This window comes from Streptomyces umbrinus (assembly GCF_030817415.1).
Taxonomy (GTDB): domain Bacteria; phylum Actinomycetota; class Actinomycetes; order Streptomycetales; family Streptomycetaceae; genus Streptomyces; species Streptomyces umbrinus_A.
In genome coordinates, this window is sequence record NZ_JAUSZI010000002.1 from 6,377,649 (window position 1) to 6,398,111 (window position 20,463).

The following is a 20,463-nucleotide window of genomic DNA, read 5'->3' on the forward strand; positions in this document are numbered from 1 at the left end:
TACGACGGCACTGGCCGCCGAGCATGCTCGGCGGCCAGTGCCGTGTCGTGCCATGTCCTGGCATGTCGTGCTGTGCTGTGCTGTGCCGCGTCGTGGCGGGTGGTTCGGGACCCGTCCGTCAGGAGCTGTTGCTGTTCGACCGGGTGAAGAACTCGATCTCCGCGATGGACACCTGCTTCTTGGCGTCGGTGGCGTAGGCCGACTTCACGGTGAAGCGCACCGAGGAGACCGCCCCGACCCGGAACTTGCGCCGCTGGCCGCCCGCGCTCTGGTCCAGGTTGATGATCCGGGTGGTCTTCTTGCCGTCGGCCGCGGTGATCAAGGCCTCGATGCGGTGCGGGAGGGCCGACTGCGAGAGCTTGTCCGGCTGGGTCGACACACCGGAGGTGATGACCAGGTCCAGCAGCCGGGTCGGCTGGGCGAACCGTGCCTCCAGCCACTCCCCCTCGCCGGTCCCCGAGACACCCGGCCCCCACCAGGTGTTGCTGAGCTTGTCGAAGGCGCGTTGCGCGGGGTGACCGGGATAGGAGCGCGACGCCTTCACACTGTCAGGACCCACCGCGGCGCGCTTGGCGAAGTGGTCGCGGGTCGCGTCGACCCCGTCGCCGATGTTGAGCACGAGTGTGACGATCAGGGCGAGTACGACGCCGCCGACGACCCAGTTCATGACGGCCCCGAAGCCGCGGCGCAGCCGGGGGCGGTCACCGGCCCACGGGGTCTGCGCGACGCCGAAGCCCGGTATCCGGCGCCACCAGGGCTGCCGGCCCGGGGTTGACGGCCCGCCCCCGGCCATCGGCATGGCGCAGCGGCCGCAGTAGTGCCGGTCGGGGAGGTTGAGGGTCGCGCACCAGGGGCAGGGGATGCCGCCCTGCGGGCCGAACTCCGGTCCCGGGGCGCGTACTTGGGGGCGATTCGCGACCGGGCGGCCGGGCAGTACGGGCGCGACGGCGGGGGACGCGGGCGCGCGGGGCTCGGGGTCGCTCACCGGGATGAGGAGAGACCTGGCCCGTTCGGCGGTGGAGTCGGAGGAGCCGGCGGGGTCCGTGGACCCGGAGAAGCCGGTGGCGTGGCTGGAGTGAGTGGAGTGGCTGGAGTGCGTGGAGTCGGTGGACGGGTGGTGGCCCCGGCTCGCGGTGGTCGGCACCGGCTCGGTGTCGGCGTCGTCGTCGGGGTGGATGTCCGGATGGGTGCCCAGGCGGGCGTCCGGTTGGGCGTCCGGTTGGCTGTCCGGGCGGGCGTTGTCCGTCGCGCCGGGGGAGAGGTCGAGGGAACTGTAGGAGACCGGAGCGGCGGGGGAGTTCGTGTCCCACTCCTGGAGTCCCGCCGGCCCCGCGCCTGCGGATGCCGCGGGGGCAGAGTCCGGCGCGGTGGCGGGGTGGTCGTGCCGCGGCGGGGAGGACGGCGCGGTGCCGGATCCCACGGGTGCCGCGGGCGACTGCCGTGTCCCGGCACGCCCGGAGCCGTCCGAGCCGTCCGGCTGCCGGTGTCCGGCCGCCGCCCCGGAGCCGTCCGCGCTGCCCGGCCGCCAATGCCCGGCCGCCGACTCGGAGTCGGGCGCGGTGTCCGTGCGCCGCGCCCCGGACCAGCCGGCGGCGGCCTCGCCGTCACCTGACCGGCCGGTGGAGCGGTCGGCGTCCTCGTCGTCCGGCCGGGGACCGGCGTTCCGCGCCAGGCGGACACCGGTACTCGGCCCGGCGGCTCCGGCCTGCGGCCACCCGGCCTCGTCCTCTCCCCGTCGGCCACTGCCAGGCCCTGGCGTTGCCGCGACGGCCGGGTCGTGGCCCGTACGGGCCGTACCCGTTCCGGCCCCGGGGGTTGCGAACGCGTCCCATCCCGGCTGATCACCGGAGCCGCCGGAGCCGCCGGAGCCGCCGGCCACGGCGGCACCCCCGGCCGCGGAGTCCCGCGCCGGTGCGGCGGCCTCCGCGCGCACGGGGTCCCTGCGAGCCGCGTCGGCCCGGTCCGGGCCGCCGGACCAGCCGAGTACCGCACCGCAGGAGTCGCAGAAGGACTGGCCGGGCTCCGCCCGGGTGCCGCATTCGACGCAGCTGCGGGCGGGCTCCCGTCCTGTGCCGGAGTTCTGGCTGGTCATCTCTCGGGAGTCCTTTCGGCGGCGGTCACCTGGACCGTGTACGGCATGTGGGCGGGTCGGGCGGCCGCCACGAGGCTGTCGAGCCGGTGCTCGTCGGCGCGGGTCGGGTCGGGCAGGCGGAGCGTGACGTGCAGGCGCGGGCTGCGGTCGCCGGGAACGGGACCGAGGGGCCGGGCGTTCCAGGCGGCGCCGCCGCTCTCGGTGATCTCCGGGGTCACACCGAAGACCAGGCGTATCGCCTCGGACAGACCGCGGCTGGTGCCCCGTACGCGGTGCAGATACGCGGCGGCGGCGACGGCCGCGCGCAGCCGGTCGTCGGGCTCGGTGCCGTCGGTCTCCGCGCCGACCCAGCCCGCCAGCCACCGGGTGAAGTCCACCGGGGCCAGCGCCGGGGTGAAGTAGGAGTCCAGGCAGTCGAGGACGGCCAGGATCGGTGCGAGCACGTCGTCGAGCCCGCCGACGAACCGCTGTGCCAGATCGTCGTCGGCGAACACGGCGGGCAGCGTCATGCCGATCGGCGCGGAGGAGCCGAGGCCGTCGATGGAGCCCCTCACGGCCGGTCCCCGATCACGCGCACCCGGTGGTCGAAGGAGAAGACCAGGGACGGGGGCTGGAGGTCGATGCGGTTGGTCGCGTCGCCGCGTTTGCCGGTCAGGGGGTCGGCCGGGTGGAGCTGGACCTCGTCGACCAGTTCGACGCCGGGTACGCGCTGGAGCACGGCGAAGACCTCGCCGGACTGCACGGGACGGCCGAAGGGCCAGCCCCGCCCGTCGGCGCCGCCGGTCAGCGGGTCGAGGTGGCGGTAGAGGGCGTCGTGCGCCTGACGGCGGACCCGGTCCGTGTCGGTGCCGCGGAACGCGTGCAGCGTGGCGACCACCGTGACGCCCTGGTAGAAGGGCGGGCCCACCGCCAACCGCGTACCGATGAGGCGGCGTTCGTCCAGGTAGTGGGTGATGCGCCTGAGGAGCGCGTCGCCGGGCACCAGTTGCTCGAAGCGCAGCCGGCCGCCGGGGTCGGGCACGGCCTGCGGGACCACCAACACCCGTACCGCGTACGCCCCGTGCTCGCCCTCGTCGCCCTCCAGGCAGGTGATCCGGGCGGTCTCGGGGGCGGCCCGGCGGGCGAGCTCCTCGTAGTCGCGCAGGGTCACCGCCCGCTCCTGGGCGCGCAGCGTGATGGGCGCCCTGGTCTTCGCCTCCTCCACCGTCTCGCCGTCGACCCCGCCGCGCGCGGCCCTCCCGGTTGACGACCTCGGAGACGTACGGGACGGACGTGCGCAGCACCTGGACGGCGCCGCGGGCCACGTTCCCGGTCTTTCCGCCGCCGGTGCGGTAGCGCAGGGCGCGGATGACGGCGCCCTTGGGTGCCACCGCCCCGTACTGGCGCAGGGTGCCGTCGGGCTCCCGTACCGCCGGACCGAAGGCGATCTCACCGGTGGAGGCGTCCAGGGTGATGTGCCGGTCGTGCGGGGTGGACGCGGCGAACGACGGGACTGTTTCCCAATCGGACCAGCCGGTCCCGCCGTCGTGCTCGGCGGTCTGCAGCAGCACCGGAGGGGTGTCACCGACCACGGGGGCGTGGGCGAGGCGCAGCCGCTGCCCGGGCAGACCGGTGGACTCGCCGAGCGCCTCGTCGTACACGGTCTCGGCGTGTACGGCCGTGGTGGTGCCGCCGAGGCTGAACGCCTCCGCGGAGCGGACGGTCGGGGAGGTGGTGTAGAAGGGCTGGTCGGGCAGCGGTTCGGTGACCCGGCAGCGCAGCCAGCCGGCCTCCTGTCCGCCGGTGCGGGAGAGGGTGTGCCCGCCGGGGATGTGCAGGACGACCTCGCCGGGCCGGTTCAGGCCGCCGGTGCCGTCCCGGTCGACCTCGCACTCGGTCCAGCCGTCCTCGGTCCACGCCTCCCAGACCAGCGGCGGCTGCCGCGGGTCCACGCCGACGCCGTCGACCCGGCTGTCCAGCTCCATCCCGACCGCGCAGTGCGGCACGGCGGCGCTGAGCCCGAGCAGCATGCAGTCGCCGGGCCGCGGGGCCTCGGAGAAGCACATCACGTCCTTGCCCTCGGCGAGGTCGGCGGTCCGGTCGGCGACGGGATCACCGCTCTGCTGGACCACGAGATGCCTCAACTCGCAGGGCACGACGGTCAGTTCGTGCTCGGTCGCGAAGACCGCGGCCTCCTCGCTCTCGGTGCGCGTGGTGGCGACCTCGGTGCCCACCGGCAGGAGGATCGGCTCCTCCTGCGGCGCGGAGAGCCAGAACGTGACCTCCGTACGGGCCGCGGAGGGCGGGAACAGCGTGATGCCCACCAGATCCAGGAACGCCAGGTGGTTCTTCTCCGGCACCCGGTTGAGCCGGTAGACGATCTGGTCGGCCATGTGGGCGACCGTCTCCACCAGGGTGACGCCCGGGTCGGAGACGTTGTGGTCGGTCCACTCCGGGGCGCGCTGCTGGATGTAGCGCTTGGCGTCGTCGACGAACTGCTGGAAGCGGCGGTCGTCGAGGTTCGGGGAGGGCAGGGCCATCAGCGGTCGCTTTCGGGAGCCGGGTCCGGCTCGTCGTGGGAGGGGATGACGTAGAACGGGAAGACCAGGCTGCGCGGGTTGTTGGTGCCGCGGATCGAGTAGCGGACGTCGATGAAGAGCACGCCCTGCTCGGTCTCGCGGCCGGCGGTCACCTCGACGTCGCTCACCTCGATGCGCGGCTCCCAGCGGTCGAGGCTCGTGTAGACCTCGTGCTGGATGCGGCCCGCGGTGGCCTCGTTGACCGGCGCGAACACCAGGTCGTGGATGGCGCAGCCGAACTCCGGGCGCATCGGCCGCTCGCCCGGCGCGGTGGCCAGTACGAGCCGGATGGCCTCCTCGATCTCGCGCTCCCCGCTGACCAGGGCGATGCCCCCGGTGGGGCCGATGCGCAGCGGGAAGGCCCAGCCGGATCCGACGAACTGCTCGGCCATCAGTGGGCCACCCGCCTTCTCCTGGTCGTCTCGGTTCTGCTTCTTGTGCCTGTGGTTCTGCTTCGTACGGTTGCGGTTCCGGTGTACGTCTCGGCCGTCACGGGATCGGATACGGCTTCTTGTTGACCGTCACGATGCCCATGAGGTCGACGTTGACGGCCCGGATGCCCACCTGGCCGACGGAGCTGACCTGGACGGTTCCGACGGCCTTGAGACTGAGGGCACCCACCGCGTCCACCGCCACGGCCCCGCCGAGCGACTTGACGTTGACGTTCCTGCCCTGGATGTTGAGCAGCCCGCCGCTCTTGATGGTCAGCCTGCGCCGCGCGCTGAGAGTCAGGTCCGTGCCCGCCTCCACCGACACCGATCTGCTGCCCGTGATGCTGACCGTTCCCTTGCTGTCCACGGTGATCTCGGTCTTGGTGCGGTCGAGGTTGATGGTCAGTCTGCCGTCACCGCTGGCGACGCGTACGCCCTGTTTACGGGCGCCGGTGCTCTGGCTGAGCAGGTCGACGCGGTTGCCCTGCCGGTCGGACAGGGTGTGCCGGATCGCCTTCTTCCGCAGTCCGTCGTGCAGCGGGACGTCCGTGACGGGGGTCGGCTTGTCCTTCCCGTTGTAGAGGCCGCCGATGACGAAGGGGTGGTCCAGCGCACCCCGGTCGAAGGCGACGAGAACCTCGTCGTCCACGTCCAGCGGGAAGATCCCGCCGCCGCCCTTGCCGCCCCACTGCGTGACGCGGGTCCAGTCGCTCTCGTACTGGTCGTCCAGCCAGGGGAACTGGAGCTTGACCCGCCCCTGCTTGTCCGGGTCCTGGACGTTGGTGACGATCGCGTTGGCCACGCTGGGCATCCGGGGTTCGACGGCCGAACCGCCCCCGGAGGCGAGCCCGTAGAGCGAGCGCCACTGGCGTCCGCTGAAGGTCACCCAGCTCTCGTAGTGCTGCCCGTCGCCGAAGACGTGCCGTACGGACGTGGCGGTGTACTTGCCCTGGAAGGGCTCCCCGACGTCGGACAGCGTGACCGGAACGCCGGGCCGCAGCTTGGGGTTGCCGCGCACGGCGACCTCCAGCTCGGCGAACGAGGAGGTCACGTCGTCGGAGAGGGACTCCGCGGCGAACTTGACCTCGGCCTGCTTGTCGTAGGGCGTGCCCGTCTCGACCAGCGTGGAGGTCTTGAACTTCTTGGCGGCCTCGCCCGGGGCGGTGCCGATGCTGACCCCGGGGTTCTTGGTCGCCAGCGACATGGAGGTGAGCTTCTTCTTCGTGGTGATGTCCCAGCCGCGCGCCTGGACCTTGCCGACCTGGTCGGCGGCGGTGACGGCGGCCCGCAGCCGCAGGATGTCGTGGCGGGCCTGGAGGACGAACGGACTCTTGTCCCCGTCCGTACCGACCCCGGGCGCCCCCGAGGCCGGCTTGGGCTTGGCGAACTCGAACTTCCCCTTCGCGTTCACCGACATGACCATGCCGTTCTCGTCGGCGAGCCGGGAGAGGAAGTCCCAGTCGGTGACGTTGGCCTGGCTGATGAACTCGTACACGGTCTTCGTCGAACCGATCACACCGAGCTGGAGGCCGTCCTCCTTGGCCAGCTTGCGGGCGATGTCGGAGGCACTCTGGTTCTTGTACGCGGCCACCCGGCGCCGGCGCACCAGGCGGTGCCCGGCGTCGTAGCCGCGGACGACGGTGAAGGTGCCGGTGCCGTCGTAGTCCGCCTCCAGACCGGTGACCTCGCCGGTCAGCAGCGGATCGGCGGCACCCTTGCCGTCCGCGATCGGGGTGAGCACGACCTTGGACCCGAACCTGATGCCCAGCTTGGCGAGGATCTCCCGGTCCGGGTCCCGGAAGGTGAGCCGGAACGCGGCGGGCACCCCGGCGCCCTGGTCGACCCAGCCGTCGACGAGCATCGGGGCGTAGTCGGGCGGGAGCGGTTTGCCGTCGATGGTGACCTGGATGAGCGTGGAGTACGCGGGCTGAACCATCAGGAACGCACCTCCTCGGCCGAGGGCATCAGGAGTTCCGTGCCCGACCGCAGATCGGCCGGGTTGTCGATGCCGTTGACCTCGGCGATGGCGCGCCACGCGGCCGCGTCGCCGTACTCGCGCCAGGCCAGCGACTGCAGCGAGTCGCCCGCGACGACGCGGTGCACGCGCTGCGCGGTGAGCGCGCCCGAGGTCGGGTTCTGCCCCTTGGCCTTGCTGGGGATCTCGTGCAGCGTCACCTGGCAGGTGGCCCGGATCGGCACACCGGTCGTGCCGAACAGCGAGTAGTTCGCCTCCACGGAACTCACGTACGCCGTGAAGCGGGCCGTGGAGAACGAGCCCCACTGGAACACCACCCAGGGCGGCGAGGGCTGCTTCGCGGCGATGCTCTTCGTCGTCACCTCGCAGCAGGCCATCAGTGACTCCACCTTCTTCAGCACCGAGTTGCTGTTCGGATCGAGGGACGAGTCCAGGAAGATCTCGACCGTCATCTCCCGGGGCTCGGGACCCATGAACTCCGGGACGTTGCCGTCGCGTACGGCCGCGGTCGGCGTCGTCTTCCACTGGGCGCGGCGGCTCAGCGTCAGTTGCGCCGGGTTGAAGTCGAGCTTGAACGTCTTGATCAGAGCGCCCGGCGTGGTGCTGGTGCCGACCGGCGGCTCGTGGATGGCCAGCGTGGCGCGCACCAGGCTCTTGCCTGCGCCCTTGCTTCCCTTTGCCATGTGTGGTGCCGCCCCCTCAGTCCGTGAACCCGTGGTGGGTGATTTCCAGGACCTCCGTGGCGACGGCCGGGCTGGCCGGGTCCAGGGAGGGGCCCTGCCAGCTGACCGGCAGTACGTCGATCAGCCCCCAGCGGGCCACCTCCGAACCGTCCGCCCGCAACGCGGCGATCTGCGCGGTGGGCCGCTTGACCCCGGTGGTCACGGAGGAGATCCAGGCCGCGACCTTGGTGGTGTCCGGGGTCAGCGGGCGGGTCAGCCGGATGTTGGAGAAGGTGACACGCGACGGAAGCTGCCACACGAACCCGTTGTTGCCGCCCTCCTGGTGCTGCTCGATCTCCACCGCGGACGAGAGCCCTTCGCACCCGTTGAAGTAACCGAGGCTCTCGCCGTCGATGGTCAGGGTGAAGAAGATGGTGGAGCCCGGGTCGAGATCGCGGGACATCGGGGGCGGCCTTTCTGCGGACGTCGGTGGTGCGGGGTGCTGCGGGGGCGTGGTCGTGGGTGTCGGGCGCCGGGTGGCCGCCGGTCAGCGGCGGGGGTCGCGGAGCTTGCCGATCCGCTCCCGGTCGAGCCGCAGTTCGGTGCGGACCAGCCGGGTGATCCGGCCGATCAGCCTGTGCGTCAGCTCGTCGAGCTGGAAGTCGGTCAGGGAACGGGGGTCGAACTGGCCCTTGGCGACCGGGGTGTACTCGGGCGGCAGTTCGTCGGAGCCGGGCGTCTTGTGCTTCTTGTGCGGATCACTCGTGGAGCCGGACGCGGACACATCGCGCGACGAGGTGCCGTGGGCCGTGACGGTCGAGACGGCCGTGGTGGTCCTGGCGGGCGTCGGCTGGGGCCGACCGCCGCTGTCCCGTTGTACGGGGACGGGTGCGGGGGCCGCTGTTGTGGCGATGGTGTTTCCGGGTGCGCTGCCGGGTGCCTTGGGTGCGGCAGCGGCTTGCCGTTGGACAACTGGCGCGGCGGGAAGGGGATTTGGCCGCGGGGTCGTCCTCGGGGTGACGGCGGGCGGGGTGGTACCGGAACCCGGCTTGGCGGCCGAGAGGAGTGGCACGGCACGGCCGACGGGGGTGCTGGGGGCGACGGCCCGCTGTACCGCCGGCCGGGTGCCCGGGGACGAGGGCCTGCGCAGCGGGACGGCTGTGGGGGTCGCCCGGCGCAGGGCGGCGGGGGGTGCCGCGGGCGTCGGGGCCGGGGCGAGGGCGCGAGCGGGGGTCAGGCTACGTACGGGAGTGCCTGCGGCGAGTGCGGGTGCGCTTGTGGTCGTGGTCGTGGTCGTGCGCTGCGCCGTGCGGGCGGGCGCCGGCCTGCCCGCGCCGGAGGGGGTCGCCGTGGCGCGTTGCACGGCAGGGGCGTTGGCGGCCGGGACCCGCAGAGGTACGGCCGGAGGGTGGTGGGGCGGTGCCGCAGGTGAGGGAGCCGGTGCCGGTGTCGGGGTTCCGTGGATCCGGGTGGCCGGTGGTGGTCCGGGCGTACGGTCCGGTGTCTTTCCCTGGAGCGCTGTCGCCGCACGCTGGACGGTGGGCGGCCCGTCAATGCCCGAACTGCCGGGAGAGGTACGCCCGGAGAGGGGTTGCGCGTCCGGGGGCGGGGTGGAGAGGGGGGCACCGAGGAGGGGGCGCTGCCGGGGGGCGGGCGTGGTGGCGCGCTGGACCGGGGTGTGCGCGGGGGCGGCCGGGGCGACGGTCGGTGGGGCGGCCGGGGCGACGGGGGGTGTCGAAGCGTGGGGCCGGTTTGCCGGGCTCGCGGGTGCGGTCGGCGGAGTTGAAGGGTTCGGGGGCGCGGGGGTGGCCGAGGCGACGGGGAGCTGAGCCGCCGGTCCCGGGAGTGCGGTCGTCGGACCGGTGGTGGACACGTTCCCCGAGGTCGGCGCGCCGAGGCCCAGACGCCGGGCCGGCCCGGAGGCACTCCGCTGCACCGGGCGCGGGCCCGAGCCGGACGACGTGCTCGGAGAAACCGGCTTGGCGGCGGGGGCGACGGGGGCAGTGGGTCCACCCCGACTCGGGCCGGAAGCAGTCGGGTTCGCGGCGGGGGCCTTCCCTGCCTGGGAGCCCGGGGCCACCGGGTTGCCGGGGCTGGGCGGCCGGCTGTCGGCACGGGATGTCGTGGCTGAGGTGGCGGCCGTCCTGTCGGCAGGGTTCCCGGCTGCCGGACCGACGGGGCGAGTTGCCGGGCCGTCCTGGCCGCGGTCGGCCGTCGGACGGACGGGGCCGGGTGCGGTACCGGAGGAGCCGGTTGTGGATGGTGTAGCGGCAGTGCCGCTGGAACTGGCCGTCGCGCGTTGGATACTGGCAGCCGCGCTGCTGGAACGAGTCGCCGTACCACCGGAGTTGGCCGCCGCGTCCCTGGGGCCATTTGCTGTTCCGGCGGAGGCACTTGGCGTGCCGCTGGAACTGGTGGTCGCGCGTTGGATGTTGGCAGCTGCGCTGCCGGAACGGGCTGCCGTGCCACCGGAGTTGGACGCTGCGTCTCTGGGGCCGGTTGCTGTTCCGGCGGAGGCAGTTGGCGAGCTGCTGGAGTCGGTGGTCGCCCGCTGGACGTTGGCAGCCGTGCCGCTGGAACGGGTCGCTGCGCTGCCGGAGTTGGGCGCTGCGTTCTTGGGGCCGGTTGCCGTTTCGGCGGCGGAAGTTGGTGTGCCGCTGGGACCGTCCGCCGTGCGGCCGGGGCCAGTTGTCGCGGGGCCGGGGCTTTCCCCGGCCCCGCTGGAACCGGTGGTCGTCCCGGCGGGGCGGGTCGGCATGCTGCTGGAGTCGGCCGCGGCCCTCTGGACGCGGACAGCCGCGTTGTCGGCACCGGCGGACGTCGTGGCAGGAGCGGTGGGCGCTGCGGCGGCGGACTCGGACGTCGTGCCGCCGGGGTTGGACGTCGCTCGCTGGACGTTGACCACAGGGTTGCCGGGCCGCCTGGCGGGTGCGGGGCCAGGACCGGTGGTCGCCCTGCTGGGACCGGTGGTTGTGCCGGCCTGATCGGGGGCCGCGCCACGGGGGCCGGTCGCCGCTCGCCGGACGTCGGCCACCGCCTTGCCGGGCCCGGTGGTGGTGGGCTGGGCGTCAGGGGCGGCGGGCGCCGCGCTGCTCGCCGTACCGGCGGCGGCGGAGGTCGTCGCCTCGGTGCCGACGCCGTTCGGACGGGTGCCGGTGCGAGGTGCCGTACCGGCGGAACCGGCCGCGCTGTCGGCCGAGTCGGCCGCCGGTCCACCTGGGCGAGTCCCCGGGGCGCGGTGGTCGGCCGTCGGACGGACAGGCCCGGCCGCCGGGTTGCCGGGACCGGTCGTGGCACCGGCCGAGCCGGTGGTGGCCGGCGTGACGGCCGTGCCGCTGGAACTGGTCGTCGCTCGCTGGACGTTGACGGCCGCGCCCCCGGAGCGGGTCGCCGGACTGCCGGGACCGCTCGCCGTACCGCCGCCTCCGGCGGACCGGCTGCTGGAGCCGGCCGCCGTACCGCCACTGGACGCCGGGCTGCCGGCACCGGTCGGAGTCGGGTTGCCGGAGGCGGCCGTTGGGCCGACCGGGGCGGCCGCTGGGGGCCGTTCGGCATCGGCCGCCGCCCCCGCTGAGGGTGCGCCCGCCCCCGGTCCGGCCGCGCCCGACGCCGTACGGCCCGGCGTCCCGCTGACGCCGTCCGTGGTTTCCCGATGTGCGACCGGCAGTGCCCGTCGCTGTACGGCAGGCGTGGCGGGTGCCCTGGTCAGCGGGTTCGGCCGGTGGGCCCGGGGCGGTACGGGTGTCACCCGGGGGCCCGCCGGGCGGGACGCCGTGACCGGACGTGGCGCGCGCTGTACCGGCACCGGCACCGGTGCCGCGTCGTCGCGTACGTCGCCCGGGGCCTCGGGCTCGTCGGACCGCACCGGCAGCAGGGTGTGCGAGGGCGGTTCGAGTCCGGAGACGGGCCTCGCCGACGTGGTGAGCGCGTTCCTGACCAGCCCGCCCGGCGCAGCGTCGAGGACGGCGTGGGACAGGGTCCCGGTGAAGGAGGGGTTCTGCCAGGTGCTCAGCCGCCCGCCGAACCCGGAGTCCGCGACACCGGTCCGCCCGACAGCGGCCCGCTGGATCGGCGGCAACCCCACCCAGCCGGCCACAGAGGCCGACCTGGCCCCCATGGCCGTACCCGCACCCACGCCCGTAGGAGATGCGCCCGCAGCCGTACGAGAGGAAGCACCCTCATGAGAAGCAGCGCCCTCATGAGAGGAACTGCCCTCCCCAGGAACCGAGTTCACGGCGGGCGTCGCCGCCCCGCCCCTCAGTCGGTCGAAGAACCCCACCCCTCAGCCCTCCGCCCCGCCCCGCGTCACCAGGGACGCGATCTGTTCCGTAAAGCGCCGGCGGTCCTGGTGTTCGAGATCCAGGATCTCCTCCAGGCTCCAGTGAAAGTGGTAGGCGACGTACGCGATCTCCTCGTGCAGCCGGTCGGTCGCGTACGTCACGATTCCCCCAGGCGGCTCCCGCCGAGTTCGACCTCGAAGGGTTCCGAGCAGTGGGGGCACTCCACGGCGGCGCGGGTGTGGCCCTCGGCATTGACCTGGCGGTAGAAGTCCTGGAGGAACGCGAGGTCGGAGGCGAACATGTTCTCCACCACCCCGTCGTGCACCGAAGGAAGCGTGCCGAGGCTGGTGATGACCCGGCCCAGCAGGACCACCGACAGATACGCAGGGTTCTCCTGGACGCGGACGTCCCGCAGCGGGATCAGCTCGTCCCGGGCCGTGGCGAGGCGCATCACGCCGTCCCGGTGGACTGTGCCCGACGCGTCGACGTACCCCCGCGGCAGCTCGAACGGGAACTCCGTCCGCAGCTGCTGCGGCACCGACACGGGGGCGGGAGCAGGCGCCGGGGCAGGCGCAGCGGTCTGCTCCGGCCCCGCCATCGGCCCCGGCGCCGGTGGTGCGTCCACGACCGGGCCCGCGCCCGCCCTGGCAGCCGTACGCCGCATTACTCGATGACCAGTTCTTCGAAGACGATGGTCACGGTCTCGGTGAGCGCGGAGGCCTCGCCGGCCTTCAGGGCGCTGGCGTCGATCTTGCTGCACCAGGCGTTGCGCATGTTGTACCGCTTCACCGGATTGTTCTGGTAATCCATCATGATGATGGACGCGTTCTTGCGGGCCGTGCTCATCTGGCCGGCGATCGAGTCGTTGATCCACGTCGTGAACGCCGGGGACTGGGTCATTCCGCGCACCACGGTGCACTGCCCGTCCTTCTGCACGCCCGGCATCAGGCTGACCTCGGGCCTGCCCTGCGCCGAGTTCGACAGGTGCTTGATGACGTCCTGTTCGATGCTGAGGCCGTTGACCTCCGCGAGGTACTCGACCATCACGCCGTCGATCTGCAGACCGAAATTATGTGAGGTAAGGGCGTCACCCGGGCTGAGACTCATCTGTTCTCTGTCCTTCTGAGGGTTCTTGGCAGGGGCGTACGAGGGGACGTACGGGCCGGTGTACGAGGAGACTTGCGGGGGTTACGGGCGCAGGCGGGACGGGCCTACTCCTCCAACTCCCCGCTGCCGCTGGAGAACTGGGCCAGCCGGAAGATCACGAACTCGGCGGGCTTGACGGGGGCGATGCCGATCTCGCAGATCACGCGGCCGACGTCCACCGACTCCGGGGGGTTGGTCTCCTCGTCGCACTTGACGTAGAACGCCTCCTCCGGCCGCTGGCCGAAGAGGGCGCCGCTGCGCCACTCGTTGACGAGGAACGCCGAGACGTTGCGCCGGATCCTGGCCCACAGGTTGTGGTCGTTCGGCTCGAACACCACCCACTGGGTGCCGAGCAGGATCGACTCCTCCAGGTAGTTGAAGTACCGGCGGATGTTGAGGTAGCGCCAGGCCGGGTCGGAGGACATGGTGCGGGCGCCCCAGACGCGGATGCCGCGGCCCGGGAAGGCGCGGATGCAGTTGACGCCGATGGGGTTGAGCAGGTCCTGCTCGCCGCGGGTGATCTGGAGCTCCAGGTCCACCGCTCCCCGTACGACCTCGTTGGCGGGCGCCTTGTGCACACCGCGCTCGAAGTCGTTGCGGGCCCAGATGCCGGAGACGTGGCCGCTCGGCGGGATCACCCGGGACTGGCCGGTCGCCGGGTCGAAGACCTTGACCCAGGGGTAGTACAGGGCCGCGTACTTGGAGTCGTAGCCCGCGGTCTCCTGGCGCCAGACCCGGATCTGACGGGCGTTCAGGCCCGGCGGCGGGTCGATGACGGCGACGCGGTCGCCCATCAGCTCGCAGTGCGCGATGAGGCCGAGCTGGACGGCCTTCACGGCCTCCAGGTCGATCGCGCCGCGCTGGTAGGCGGCCATCAGGTCGGGGACGGCGACCATGGAGATCTCGTCCACGGCCTCCAGACCGCCGAAGCCGGTGCGGTCCGCGGAGTCGCCGAGGTAGTGGGCCGGGCCGGGGTGGGAGTCGCTCGCCTTGGAGGGGGTGACGGGGGCGGGGGCGGCGGGGGCCGCCAGGGCCACGGTCTGGTTGTCGGGGCGCGCGAGCTGCGCGGCGGGCGCCGACTCCTGCACGGTGATGAGCTTGGAGCGCTCCTTCACCTGCGTGACGACGTAGTTGCGGCCGCCCTTCTTGGCCGTCACGTCGAACGTCTCGACGGGCTTGTCGCCCTCCTTGACGATCAGCTTGAACCGCTCGGCGGGGCCCTCGCCCTCGGCGTCGGCGACCTCGACGCTGAGCGAGCCGCCCGCGACGGCGGTCACGCTGAAGGTGCCGAGCTGCTTCGGCTCGCCCGCCGGGAGTGCGGCCGGGGCTGAGGAGCCGGAGACCGCGGCCGGGGCGCCGTTCGCCGCCGCGCCCTCGGCGGTGCCGCCGACTCGGACGACGTACGCGGCGCTTCCGCCGTTGTTGAAGAACCCGTACACCGAGTGCGCGAGGTAGTAGCCGTCGGTGAAGTCGCCGAAGGACGCGACGTACTGGGACCAGTTGGTCACCAGGGTCGGCTCGTTCAGCGGCCCGGTCGGCGCGAGTCCGACGAAGGCCGCCACCGATGTGCCCACTCCCTCGATGGGACGCGAGCCGCTGGCCACCTCCTCGACGTATACGCCGGGCGACAGGTAGGACGGCATGCTCTGCTCTCCTCGGGGTACGAGACAGGACACCTCTCACCCTCACGCGCGAAGCGCGTCCGCCGAAACGTCCTCAGGGGCCTGTTCGGGGGCACGGCTGTTGCCCGGAGGGGCAGCCCGCCGCATCCGGCTGCCCCCGCATTCGCGCGGTCTGCCCCCGAGGCTGCCCTTCTGGCTCTCCTGGCGCCTGGCGCGGACAGATAAGCCTGGGGAGGTCAAACTGTGAGGGGAGCATCGTGCGCGCACAGGAAAACCGGGCCCAGCGGGCCGGAGACCAGAAGAAGGCCCGCCGCTCGGCTGTGCCGAGCACGCCGGCGCAGCAGATGCTGGCCCTCCAGCGCAGGGCGGGCAACTCCGCCCTGACCCGCGCCATCGAGGAGGAGCGGCACGAACACGCCGCCGGGTGCGGGCACGACCAGAAGGCCCCGGCCGTGCAGAGTTCGTCGGTGCTCGATGTGCTGCGGACGCCGGGAAGCCCGGTGGCCCCGGCAATCCGTGCCAAGGCGGAACAGGGCATGGGCACGTACTTCGGCGACGTGGTGCTGCACACCGGCCCCGCCGCGCGGCGCTCGGCGGCCGAGCTGGGAGCTCGCGCGTACACCTCCGGGCGGCACATCGTCGTCGGTGAGGGCGGCAACGACGAACACACCCTCCTGCACGAGCTGGCGCACGCCTGGCAGCAGCAGAAGGGGGCGGTGGAAGGCACCGACAACGGTGGCGGGCTGTCGGTCTCCGACAAGAACGACAAGCACGAGCGCGAGGCGGAATCCCTCGCCCACCAGATCAGGCGCACCGCCGGGCCGACGCAGGCCGCCGCCCGGCCCACCGCACCCCAGGCCGCCGTACCCGCTCAGCGCGCCGACCGTATTCCGGTGTCCCGCATGATGGCCGGCGGCGGCAGGACCATGCACCGGCACGACCGCGGGCAGATGTTCGAGCTCTCGTACCGTGGCCGTCCGGTCATCGGCAGGTACGTGACCCGCGCGCCGCACGGCGGGGAGGTCTTCGACACCGAGAGCCACGGCCGGATCACGGTGGGCTCGGAGCAGATTCGTGGCCCCCGGGCCAGGGTGGGCGGCCTGCACCCGCCGGGCGCGATCCGCCCGCCCGAGGAGAACCTGAGGGACCGGAGCGAGGTCTTCCTGTCCGAGGCCGACGCGTCCGCGGCACGTGCCCGGGTGCGCAGGGATCCCGGCCTGGCGGACCGGATGGCCATCACCACGTTCGAGGACGAACCCAACTACGAGGCGTATCCGCGCAACCGCGAGGACCTGCGGCGGCTCGGTGTGCCCGTCCTGAACAATGTCGACCTCAGCAGGCCCGAGGCCGCCGACCGTTTCCGCGAGGTCGGCCCGAACGCCAACCTCCACTTCCAGATGCCGCGTGTACCGCGAGGAACCCCCGGCTACTCCACCCAGGCCCTCGTCCGTGACACCGCCAGGGTGCCCGGGCGAATCGACCGCGACGACGTGACGGTGAGTGTCACCACGCCCCACCCGTCCGGCTACGCGCGCCCGGGCACGCACAACAGGTTCTACGGCATGGAGAGCCGAAGGGCCGTGCCGCCGGGTATGGAGATCACAGAGGCGCACTCCGACTCCGAAGGATCCCTTGAGGAGTACGGCTACAACCACCGGCAGTCCACGAAGGACACGGATGCCGAGGTGGCCAAGCGCCGCAAGAAGTACCGGATGCGGGCGCAGCGCGACAGTGACGAGAGGCGCAGCGACAGCCCCGAGGAGGGCACGCAGTCCTCCTACCGCAGCCGGAGCCACGTCCGCCTCCCGAGCCAGGGCCCGAGCATGACCCGAAGGCCCACCATCCGGCGGCCTGCCGCCTCTTCCTCCTACCAGGACGACGCGCAGGAGGAGCGGCGCCGCGCCCCGAGCCAGGGCCCGAGCATGACCCGAAGGCCCACCATCCGGCGGCCTGCCGCCTCTTCCTCCTACCAGGACGACGCGCAGGAGGAGCGGCGCCGCGCCCCGAGCCGCGCCCCGAGCATGACCCCAAGGCCCACCATCCGGCGGCCTGCCGCCTCTTCCTCCTACCAGGACGACGCCTACGAGGAGCGTGGTCGGTCGAGCGTCCGCGACGAGCCGACCGGCATGAGCCGCTCGAGGAGCCGTCGAGGTATGAGCCGCGGCCCGGCCCCGTTCGGCACCCCCGACGTGAGCGGACAGTTCTCGTACGGCGGAGGCGACCCCGCCGAGGAGCGGCGCGAACGCAGCCGGAGCCGAAGCCGTCGTCGGGCGCCGAGCCAGGTACGCGCCGGCGGTGCGACGAGGGGTCGCGCCGTGGACGTCAGCGGACAGTTCTCGTACGGCGGGGGCGCGTACGACGAGGAGCGGCCCGTTCCCCGTCACCGCAGCCGCGCGGCCGAGAGGATCCGGGAGCGCAGTGTCAGCCGCCACCGCCCCGCACCCCCCAACTACTCCGCCGTGGACTCCGAGGACGACTACCCCGTCAGCAGCCAGGCGGCCCGGTCCGAGTACCAGCACAGCAGCGGCGGCGGGCGCCGCCCCGGGCGTCGCAGGCGCTTCATCGTCGACTCCGATTCCGAGTGACCCCCGGACAACGAAGGCGCGGTGCTTTGGGCGGGCCATCGGGCCCTGAGGTTTCCTGACGGCCCACCGCGCCTCTCCGTAGCGTCGCCGCATGAGTTCTTGGACTTCCCTGGAGCCCGCCTCCGCGACCGTGGACCCGGGTGGCAGATCGTCCACCCCTCCCAGGACCGAGAGCCGGGGCAGTCGGGGCCGCCTCTTCGGGCACGCATCATGCCCCGAGGCTTCCTGACCCGGCGTCGGCCCCGCGAGTAGCGTCCGAGGGTGAGCCTTTGGACATCCCTGGAACCCGCGTCGGCCACGGTGGATCCGGGCGGCAGCACGCGCGTGCGCCTGCGTCTGCGCAATACCGGTGACGTGGTCGACGAGTACCGTTTCGAGGCGGTCGGCGATGTCGCGCCCTGGACCGTCGTGGAGCCGCAGACCTTGCGGCTCTACCCCGGTACCACCGGCACGGTGGAGTTGACGTTCGCGCCGCCGCGTACGCCGGACGCGACGGCGGGGCCGAATCCTTTCGCGGTGCGGATCACGCCGACCGAGCATCCGGAGGCGGTCACCGTCCCCGAGGGCAACCTCACCATCACGCCCTTCACGGAGGTGCGGGCGGAGCTGGTGCCGCCGACGGTGAAGGGGCGTTTCCGGGGGCGGCCGAAGCTGGCCGTCGACAACCTGGGCAACACGAAGCTCACCGCCTCGGTCAGTGGCAGTGACAACGGTGATCAGCTCTCGTACGACCTTCATCCGAGCAACGTCCAGATCGAGCCCGGTCGGGCCGCCTTCGTGAAGGCGACGCTCAAGCCCCGGCAGATCATCTGGTTCGGGTCGAAGGAGGAGCGGCCGTACAAGTTCGCCGTTCAGCGGTCGGGGGTCGCGCCGCTGGATGTCGAGGGGACCTATGTACAGCGCGGGTTCCTGCCGCGCTGGCTGGCCACCTTCCTCGGTGTCTTCATGGCGCTCGCGATCACCTTCGTGATGCTGTGGATCGCGTACAAGCCCCAAGTCCGCAGCGAGGCCAAGGAACTCCAGGAAGCCGGCGTCAGCACGCTGGCGCCCTCGGCCTCACCGAAACCGGTGGCGCCCTCTGCGCCGCCGTCGGCCTCGGAACCGGTCGCGTCCGCCCCGGCGGCCAACGGCGGGGGCGGTGACGGGCCGAAGCCCGAGCCGAGCAAGGAGAAGCCCAGGAGCGTGCTGCCAGCGAACAACGTCGTCCTCCAGAACCTGTCCACCAAGCTGTGCGCAGACCTCCCCGGCGAGGGCAAGGGCAAGAAGGACGGCCGGGTCCAGCAGTTCTCCTGCAAGCAGACCGCCGACGACAACCAGCTCTGGAACCTGGAGGTGAAGGTGGCGAAGGGAGGGCCCGGCGGCACCGATCTCTTCCAGATCCGCAACGTCAAGGACCAGCTGTGCATGGACCTGCCGTACTTCGGAGCGAATCCCATCAGGACACCCGTCACTGAGTTCACCTGTGATGGCACGACCAGTGACAACCAGCTGTGGTGGCTCGCAAAGCAGGAGAGCGGCGGCTACTGGATCCGCAACTTCGCGAGCAACAACAAGTGCCTCGAAATCGCGGGCAGCAACGACCTCCGTGAAGAAGTAACCCTGATGATCTTCGACTGCACCAACGTCGAGGACCAGGAGTGGAAGATCATCCACCCCTCGAAGGACTGAACGTGAGCCTCTGGACTTCCCTGGAACCCGCGTCCGCGACCGTGGACCCGGGCGGCAGTACGACCGTACGGCTGCGTCTGCGCAACACCGGTGACGTGGTCGACGAGTACCGTTTCGAGGCGGTCGGCGATGTCGCGCCCTGGACCGTCGTGGAGCCGCAGACCCTGCGGCTCTACCCCGGTACCACCGGCACGGTGGAGCTGTCATTCGCGCCGCCGCGTACGCCGGACGCGACGGCGGGGCCGAATCCGTACGCCGTGCGCATCACCCCGACCGAACACCCCGAGGCGGTCACCGTCCCCGAGGGCAACCTCACCATCACCCCCTTCACAGAGGTGCGGGCCGAGCTCGTTCCCCCCACCGTCAAGGGGCGGTTCCGCGGGCGGCCCAAGCTGGCCGTCGACAATCTCGGGAACACGAAGCTCACCGCCTCGGTCAGCGGGAGCGACAACGGTGATCAGTTGTCGTACGACCTTCATCCGAGCAATGTGCAGATCGAGCCGGGCCGTGCCGCCTTCGTGAAGGCGACGTTGAAGCCGCGGCAGATCATCTGGTTCGGGTCGAAGGAGGAGCGGCCGTACAAGTTCGCCGTTCAGCGGTCGGGGGTCGCGCCGCTGGATGTCGAGGGGACGTATGTGCAGCGCGGTTTTCTGCCGCGCTGGCTGGCCACCTTCCTGGGTGTGTTCATGGCGCTCGCGATCACCTTCGTGATGCTGTGGATCGCGTACAAGCCCCAAGTCCGCAGCGAGGCCAAGGAGAGGCTCGACGAGGCCGGTGTCAGCACGCTGGCGCCCAGTCCCTCGGCGACACCGCCTCCGCCGCCCACTCCCACCGCTCCCGCCTCGACACCCCCGCCCGCGGCACAGTCGCCGGACGCCGGGGGTGGCGGTGGCGGTGGCGGGGCGGGAGGCGGTTCCGAGAAGGAGAAGAAGGCTCCGGAGAAGACCGCGGCGACCGCCGTCCAGGCACTGGCCGCGGACGACCCGGGCGGGCGGCACATCTGCTACCGGGCCTTCGTGACGGGCAAGGGCTGGACGGACGCGGTGTGCGACGGCCAGACGGCTGGTACGGAGGGCGAGGGCAAGCCGCTCAAGGCGCTCAACGTCGCGGTGTCCGGCGCCAAGCGCACGGGCAGCGCCGCCTTCGTCCACTTCCCGGGGTCGACCGACGGCAAGGGCCACTACAACGGGAAACCGTGGTCGTTCGCGCCCGACGGCATCGACAACTACTTCGGCAGCACCAAGGCGGACGCCCCGAACATGCTGGGCTTCACCATCAACGTCGACGACGGCGGCGGCGCCGTCTGCCAGACCGTCCACATCCACAACCAGGGCTGGCTCGGCATGAGTTGCGACAAGCCCGGCGAAGGGGAGGGCTTCGTCTTCGGCGGCACCCTCAACAACGATCTGTGGCTCGAAGCCGTGAAGTTCACCGTGTGAGGGTG

16 protein-coding genes and 1 pseudogene are annotated in these 20,463 nt (G+C 72.2%); 5 read left to right on the top strand and 12 right to left on the bottom strand.

Annotation, left to right across the window (positions count from 1 at the left end):
- Positions 1-118: 118 nt before the first annotated feature.
- The 8 genes and pseudogenes from QF035_RS28090 to QF035_RS28130 all read right to left on the bottom strand — a co-directional run bounded on the left by QF035_RS28090 (position 119) and on the right by QF035_RS28130 (position 9,081).
- Positions 119-2,092 carry a zinc ribbon domain-containing protein gene (locus tag QF035_RS28090; RefSeq protein WP_373466738.1) on the bottom strand — a complete coding sequence of 658 codons (1,974 nt, stop codon included), beginning with the start codon at positions 2,090-2,092 and terminating at the stop codon, positions 119-121.
- On the bottom strand, positions 2,089-2,646 hold the full coding sequence (locus QF035_RS28100) for a phage tail protein (protein WP_269654298.1): 558 nt from the start codon (positions 2,644-2,646) through the stop codon (positions 2,089-2,091). The genes QF035_RS28090 and QF035_RS28100 overlap by 4 nt, the downstream gene beginning before the upstream one ends.
- Positions 2,643-4,611: pseudogene (locus QF035_RS28105) on the bottom strand (putative baseplate assembly protein). The gene QF035_RS28100 and the pseudogene QF035_RS28105 overlap by 4 nt, the downstream one beginning before the upstream one ends.
- On the bottom strand, positions 4,611-5,042 hold the full coding sequence (locus QF035_RS28110; RefSeq protein WP_143640485.1) for a GPW/gp25 family protein: 432 nt from the start codon (positions 5,040-5,042) through the stop codon (positions 4,611-4,613). The pseudogene QF035_RS28105 and the gene QF035_RS28110 overlap by 1 nt, the downstream one beginning before the upstream one ends.
- Positions 5,043-5,139: 97 nt before the next feature.
- The gene (locus QF035_RS28115; protein WP_307523350.1) at positions 5,140-7,017 is read right to left on the bottom strand and encodes a VgrG-related protein; all 1,878 of its coding nucleotides are present in this window, start codon (positions 7,015-7,017) and stop codon (positions 5,140-5,142) included.
- On the bottom strand, positions 7,017-7,739 hold the full coding sequence (locus tag QF035_RS28120; RefSeq protein WP_307523351.1) for a CIS tube protein: 723 nt from the start codon (positions 7,737-7,739) through the stop codon (positions 7,017-7,019). The genes QF035_RS28115 and QF035_RS28120 overlap by 1 nt, the downstream gene beginning before the upstream one ends.
- A 16-nt stretch (positions 7,740-7,755) precedes the next feature.
- Positions 7,756-8,181, bottom strand: coding sequence for a phage tail protein (locus QF035_RS28125; protein WP_143640083.1), 426 nt, complete (start codon positions 8,179-8,181; stop codon positions 7,756-7,758).
- An 84-nt stretch (positions 8,182-8,265) separates the two neighbouring features.
- Entirely contained in the window at positions 8,266-9,081 is an 816-nt protein-coding gene (locus QF035_RS28130) for an extensin (RefSeq protein ID WP_307523352.1), read from the bottom strand.
- An 892-nt stretch (positions 9,082-9,973) separates the two neighbouring features.
- Between QF035_RS28130 and QF035_RS28135 the strand changes: the two genes are divergently transcribed.
- Together QF035_RS28135 and QF035_RS28140 are read left to right on the top strand one after the other, a co-directional pair.
- Complete coding sequence (locus QF035_RS28135; protein WP_307523353.1) at positions 9,974-10,702, top strand: hypothetical protein; 729 nt, start codon at positions 9,974-9,976, stop codon at positions 10,700-10,702.
- A gap of 54 nt (positions 10,703-10,756) precedes the next feature.
- Positions 10,757-11,902 (top strand): hypothetical protein, encoded by a 1,146-nt coding sequence (locus QF035_RS28140; RefSeq protein WP_307523354.1) that lies wholly within the window; start codon positions 10,757-10,759, stop codon positions 11,900-11,902.
- Between the two features lie 98 nt (positions 11,903-12,000).
- Here the strand turns inward: QF035_RS28140 and QF035_RS28145 are convergent, their stop codons facing one another.
- The 4 genes from QF035_RS28145 to QF035_RS28160 form a co-directional block, all read right to left on the bottom strand.
- Positions 12,001-12,159, bottom strand: coding sequence for a DUF6760 family protein (locus tag QF035_RS28145; RefSeq protein ID WP_186001281.1), 159 nt, complete (start codon positions 12,157-12,159; stop codon positions 12,001-12,003).
- On the bottom strand, positions 12,156-12,662 hold the full coding sequence (locus tag QF035_RS28150; RefSeq protein WP_307523355.1) for a hypothetical protein: 507 nt from the start codon (positions 12,660-12,662) through the stop codon (positions 12,156-12,158). Before QF035_RS28150 ends, QF035_RS28145 begins: the two co-directional genes overlap by 4 nt.
- Complete coding sequence (locus tag QF035_RS28155; RefSeq protein ID WP_143640089.1) at positions 12,662-13,105, bottom strand: phage tail protein; 444 nt, start codon at positions 13,103-13,105, stop codon at positions 12,662-12,664. The genes QF035_RS28150 and QF035_RS28155 overlap by 1 nt, the downstream gene beginning before the upstream one ends.
- 104 nt (positions 13,106-13,209) lie before the next feature.
- Positions 13,210-14,787: a phage tail sheath subtilisin-like domain-containing protein gene (locus QF035_RS28160; RefSeq protein ID WP_307523356.1), complete on the bottom strand. Its 1,578-nt coding sequence runs from the start codon at positions 14,785-14,787 to the stop codon at positions 13,210-13,212.
- 236 nt (positions 14,788-15,023) lie between these two features.
- Between QF035_RS28160 and QF035_RS28165 the strand changes: the two genes are divergently transcribed.
- The 3 genes from QF035_RS28165 (at position 15,024) to QF035_RS28175 (ending at position 20,458) form a co-directional block, all read left to right on the top strand.
- Positions 15,024-17,351, top strand: a complete 2,328-nt coding sequence (locus QF035_RS28165; RefSeq protein ID WP_307523357.1) for an eCIS core domain-containing protein — start codon at positions 15,024-15,026, stop codon at positions 17,349-17,351.
- Between the two features lie 261 nt (positions 17,352-17,612).
- Entirely contained in the window at positions 17,613-19,019 is a 1,407-nt protein-coding gene (locus QF035_RS28170) for an RICIN domain-containing protein (protein WP_307523358.1), read from the top strand.
- A gap of 2 nt (positions 19,020-19,021) precedes the next feature.
- The gene (locus QF035_RS28175) at positions 19,022-20,458 is read left to right on the top strand and encodes a hydrolase (protein WP_307523359.1); all 1,437 of its coding nucleotides are present in this window, start codon (positions 19,022-19,024) and stop codon (positions 20,456-20,458) included.
- The last annotated feature ends 5 nt before the right edge of the window (positions 20,459-20,463 follow it).

Coding starts and splice junctions, on each gene's coding strand:
- QF035_RS28155 (WP_143640089.1), bottom strand. CDS start 13,105: ATGAGTCTCAGCCCGGGTGACGCCCTTACCTCACATAATTTCGGTCTG.
- QF035_RS28120 (WP_307523351.1), bottom strand. CDS start 7,739: ATGGCAAAGGGAAGCAAGGGCGCAGGCAAGAGCCTGGTGCGCGCCACG.
- QF035_RS28125 (WP_143640083.1), bottom strand. CDS start 8,181: ATGTCCCGCGATCTCGACCCGGGCTCCACCATCTTCTTCACCCTGACC.
- QF035_RS28090 (WP_373466738.1), bottom strand. CDS start 2,092: ATGACCAGCCAGAACTCCGGCACAGGACGGGAGCCCGCCCGCAGCTGC.
- QF035_RS28115 (WP_307523350.1), bottom strand. CDS start 7,017: ATGGTTCAGCCCGCGTACTCCACGCTCATCCAGGTCACCATCGACGGC.
- QF035_RS28110 (WP_143640485.1), bottom strand. CDS start 5,042: ATGGCCGAGCAGTTCGTCGGATCCGGCTGGGCCTTCCCGCTGCGCATC.
- QF035_RS28150 (WP_307523355.1), bottom strand. CDS start 12,662: ATGCGGCGTACGGCTGCCAGGGCGGGCGCGGGCCCGGTCGTGGACGCA.
- QF035_RS28160 (WP_307523356.1), bottom strand. CDS start 14,787: ATGCCGTCCTACCTGTCGCCCGGCGTATACGTCGAGGAGGTGGCCAGC.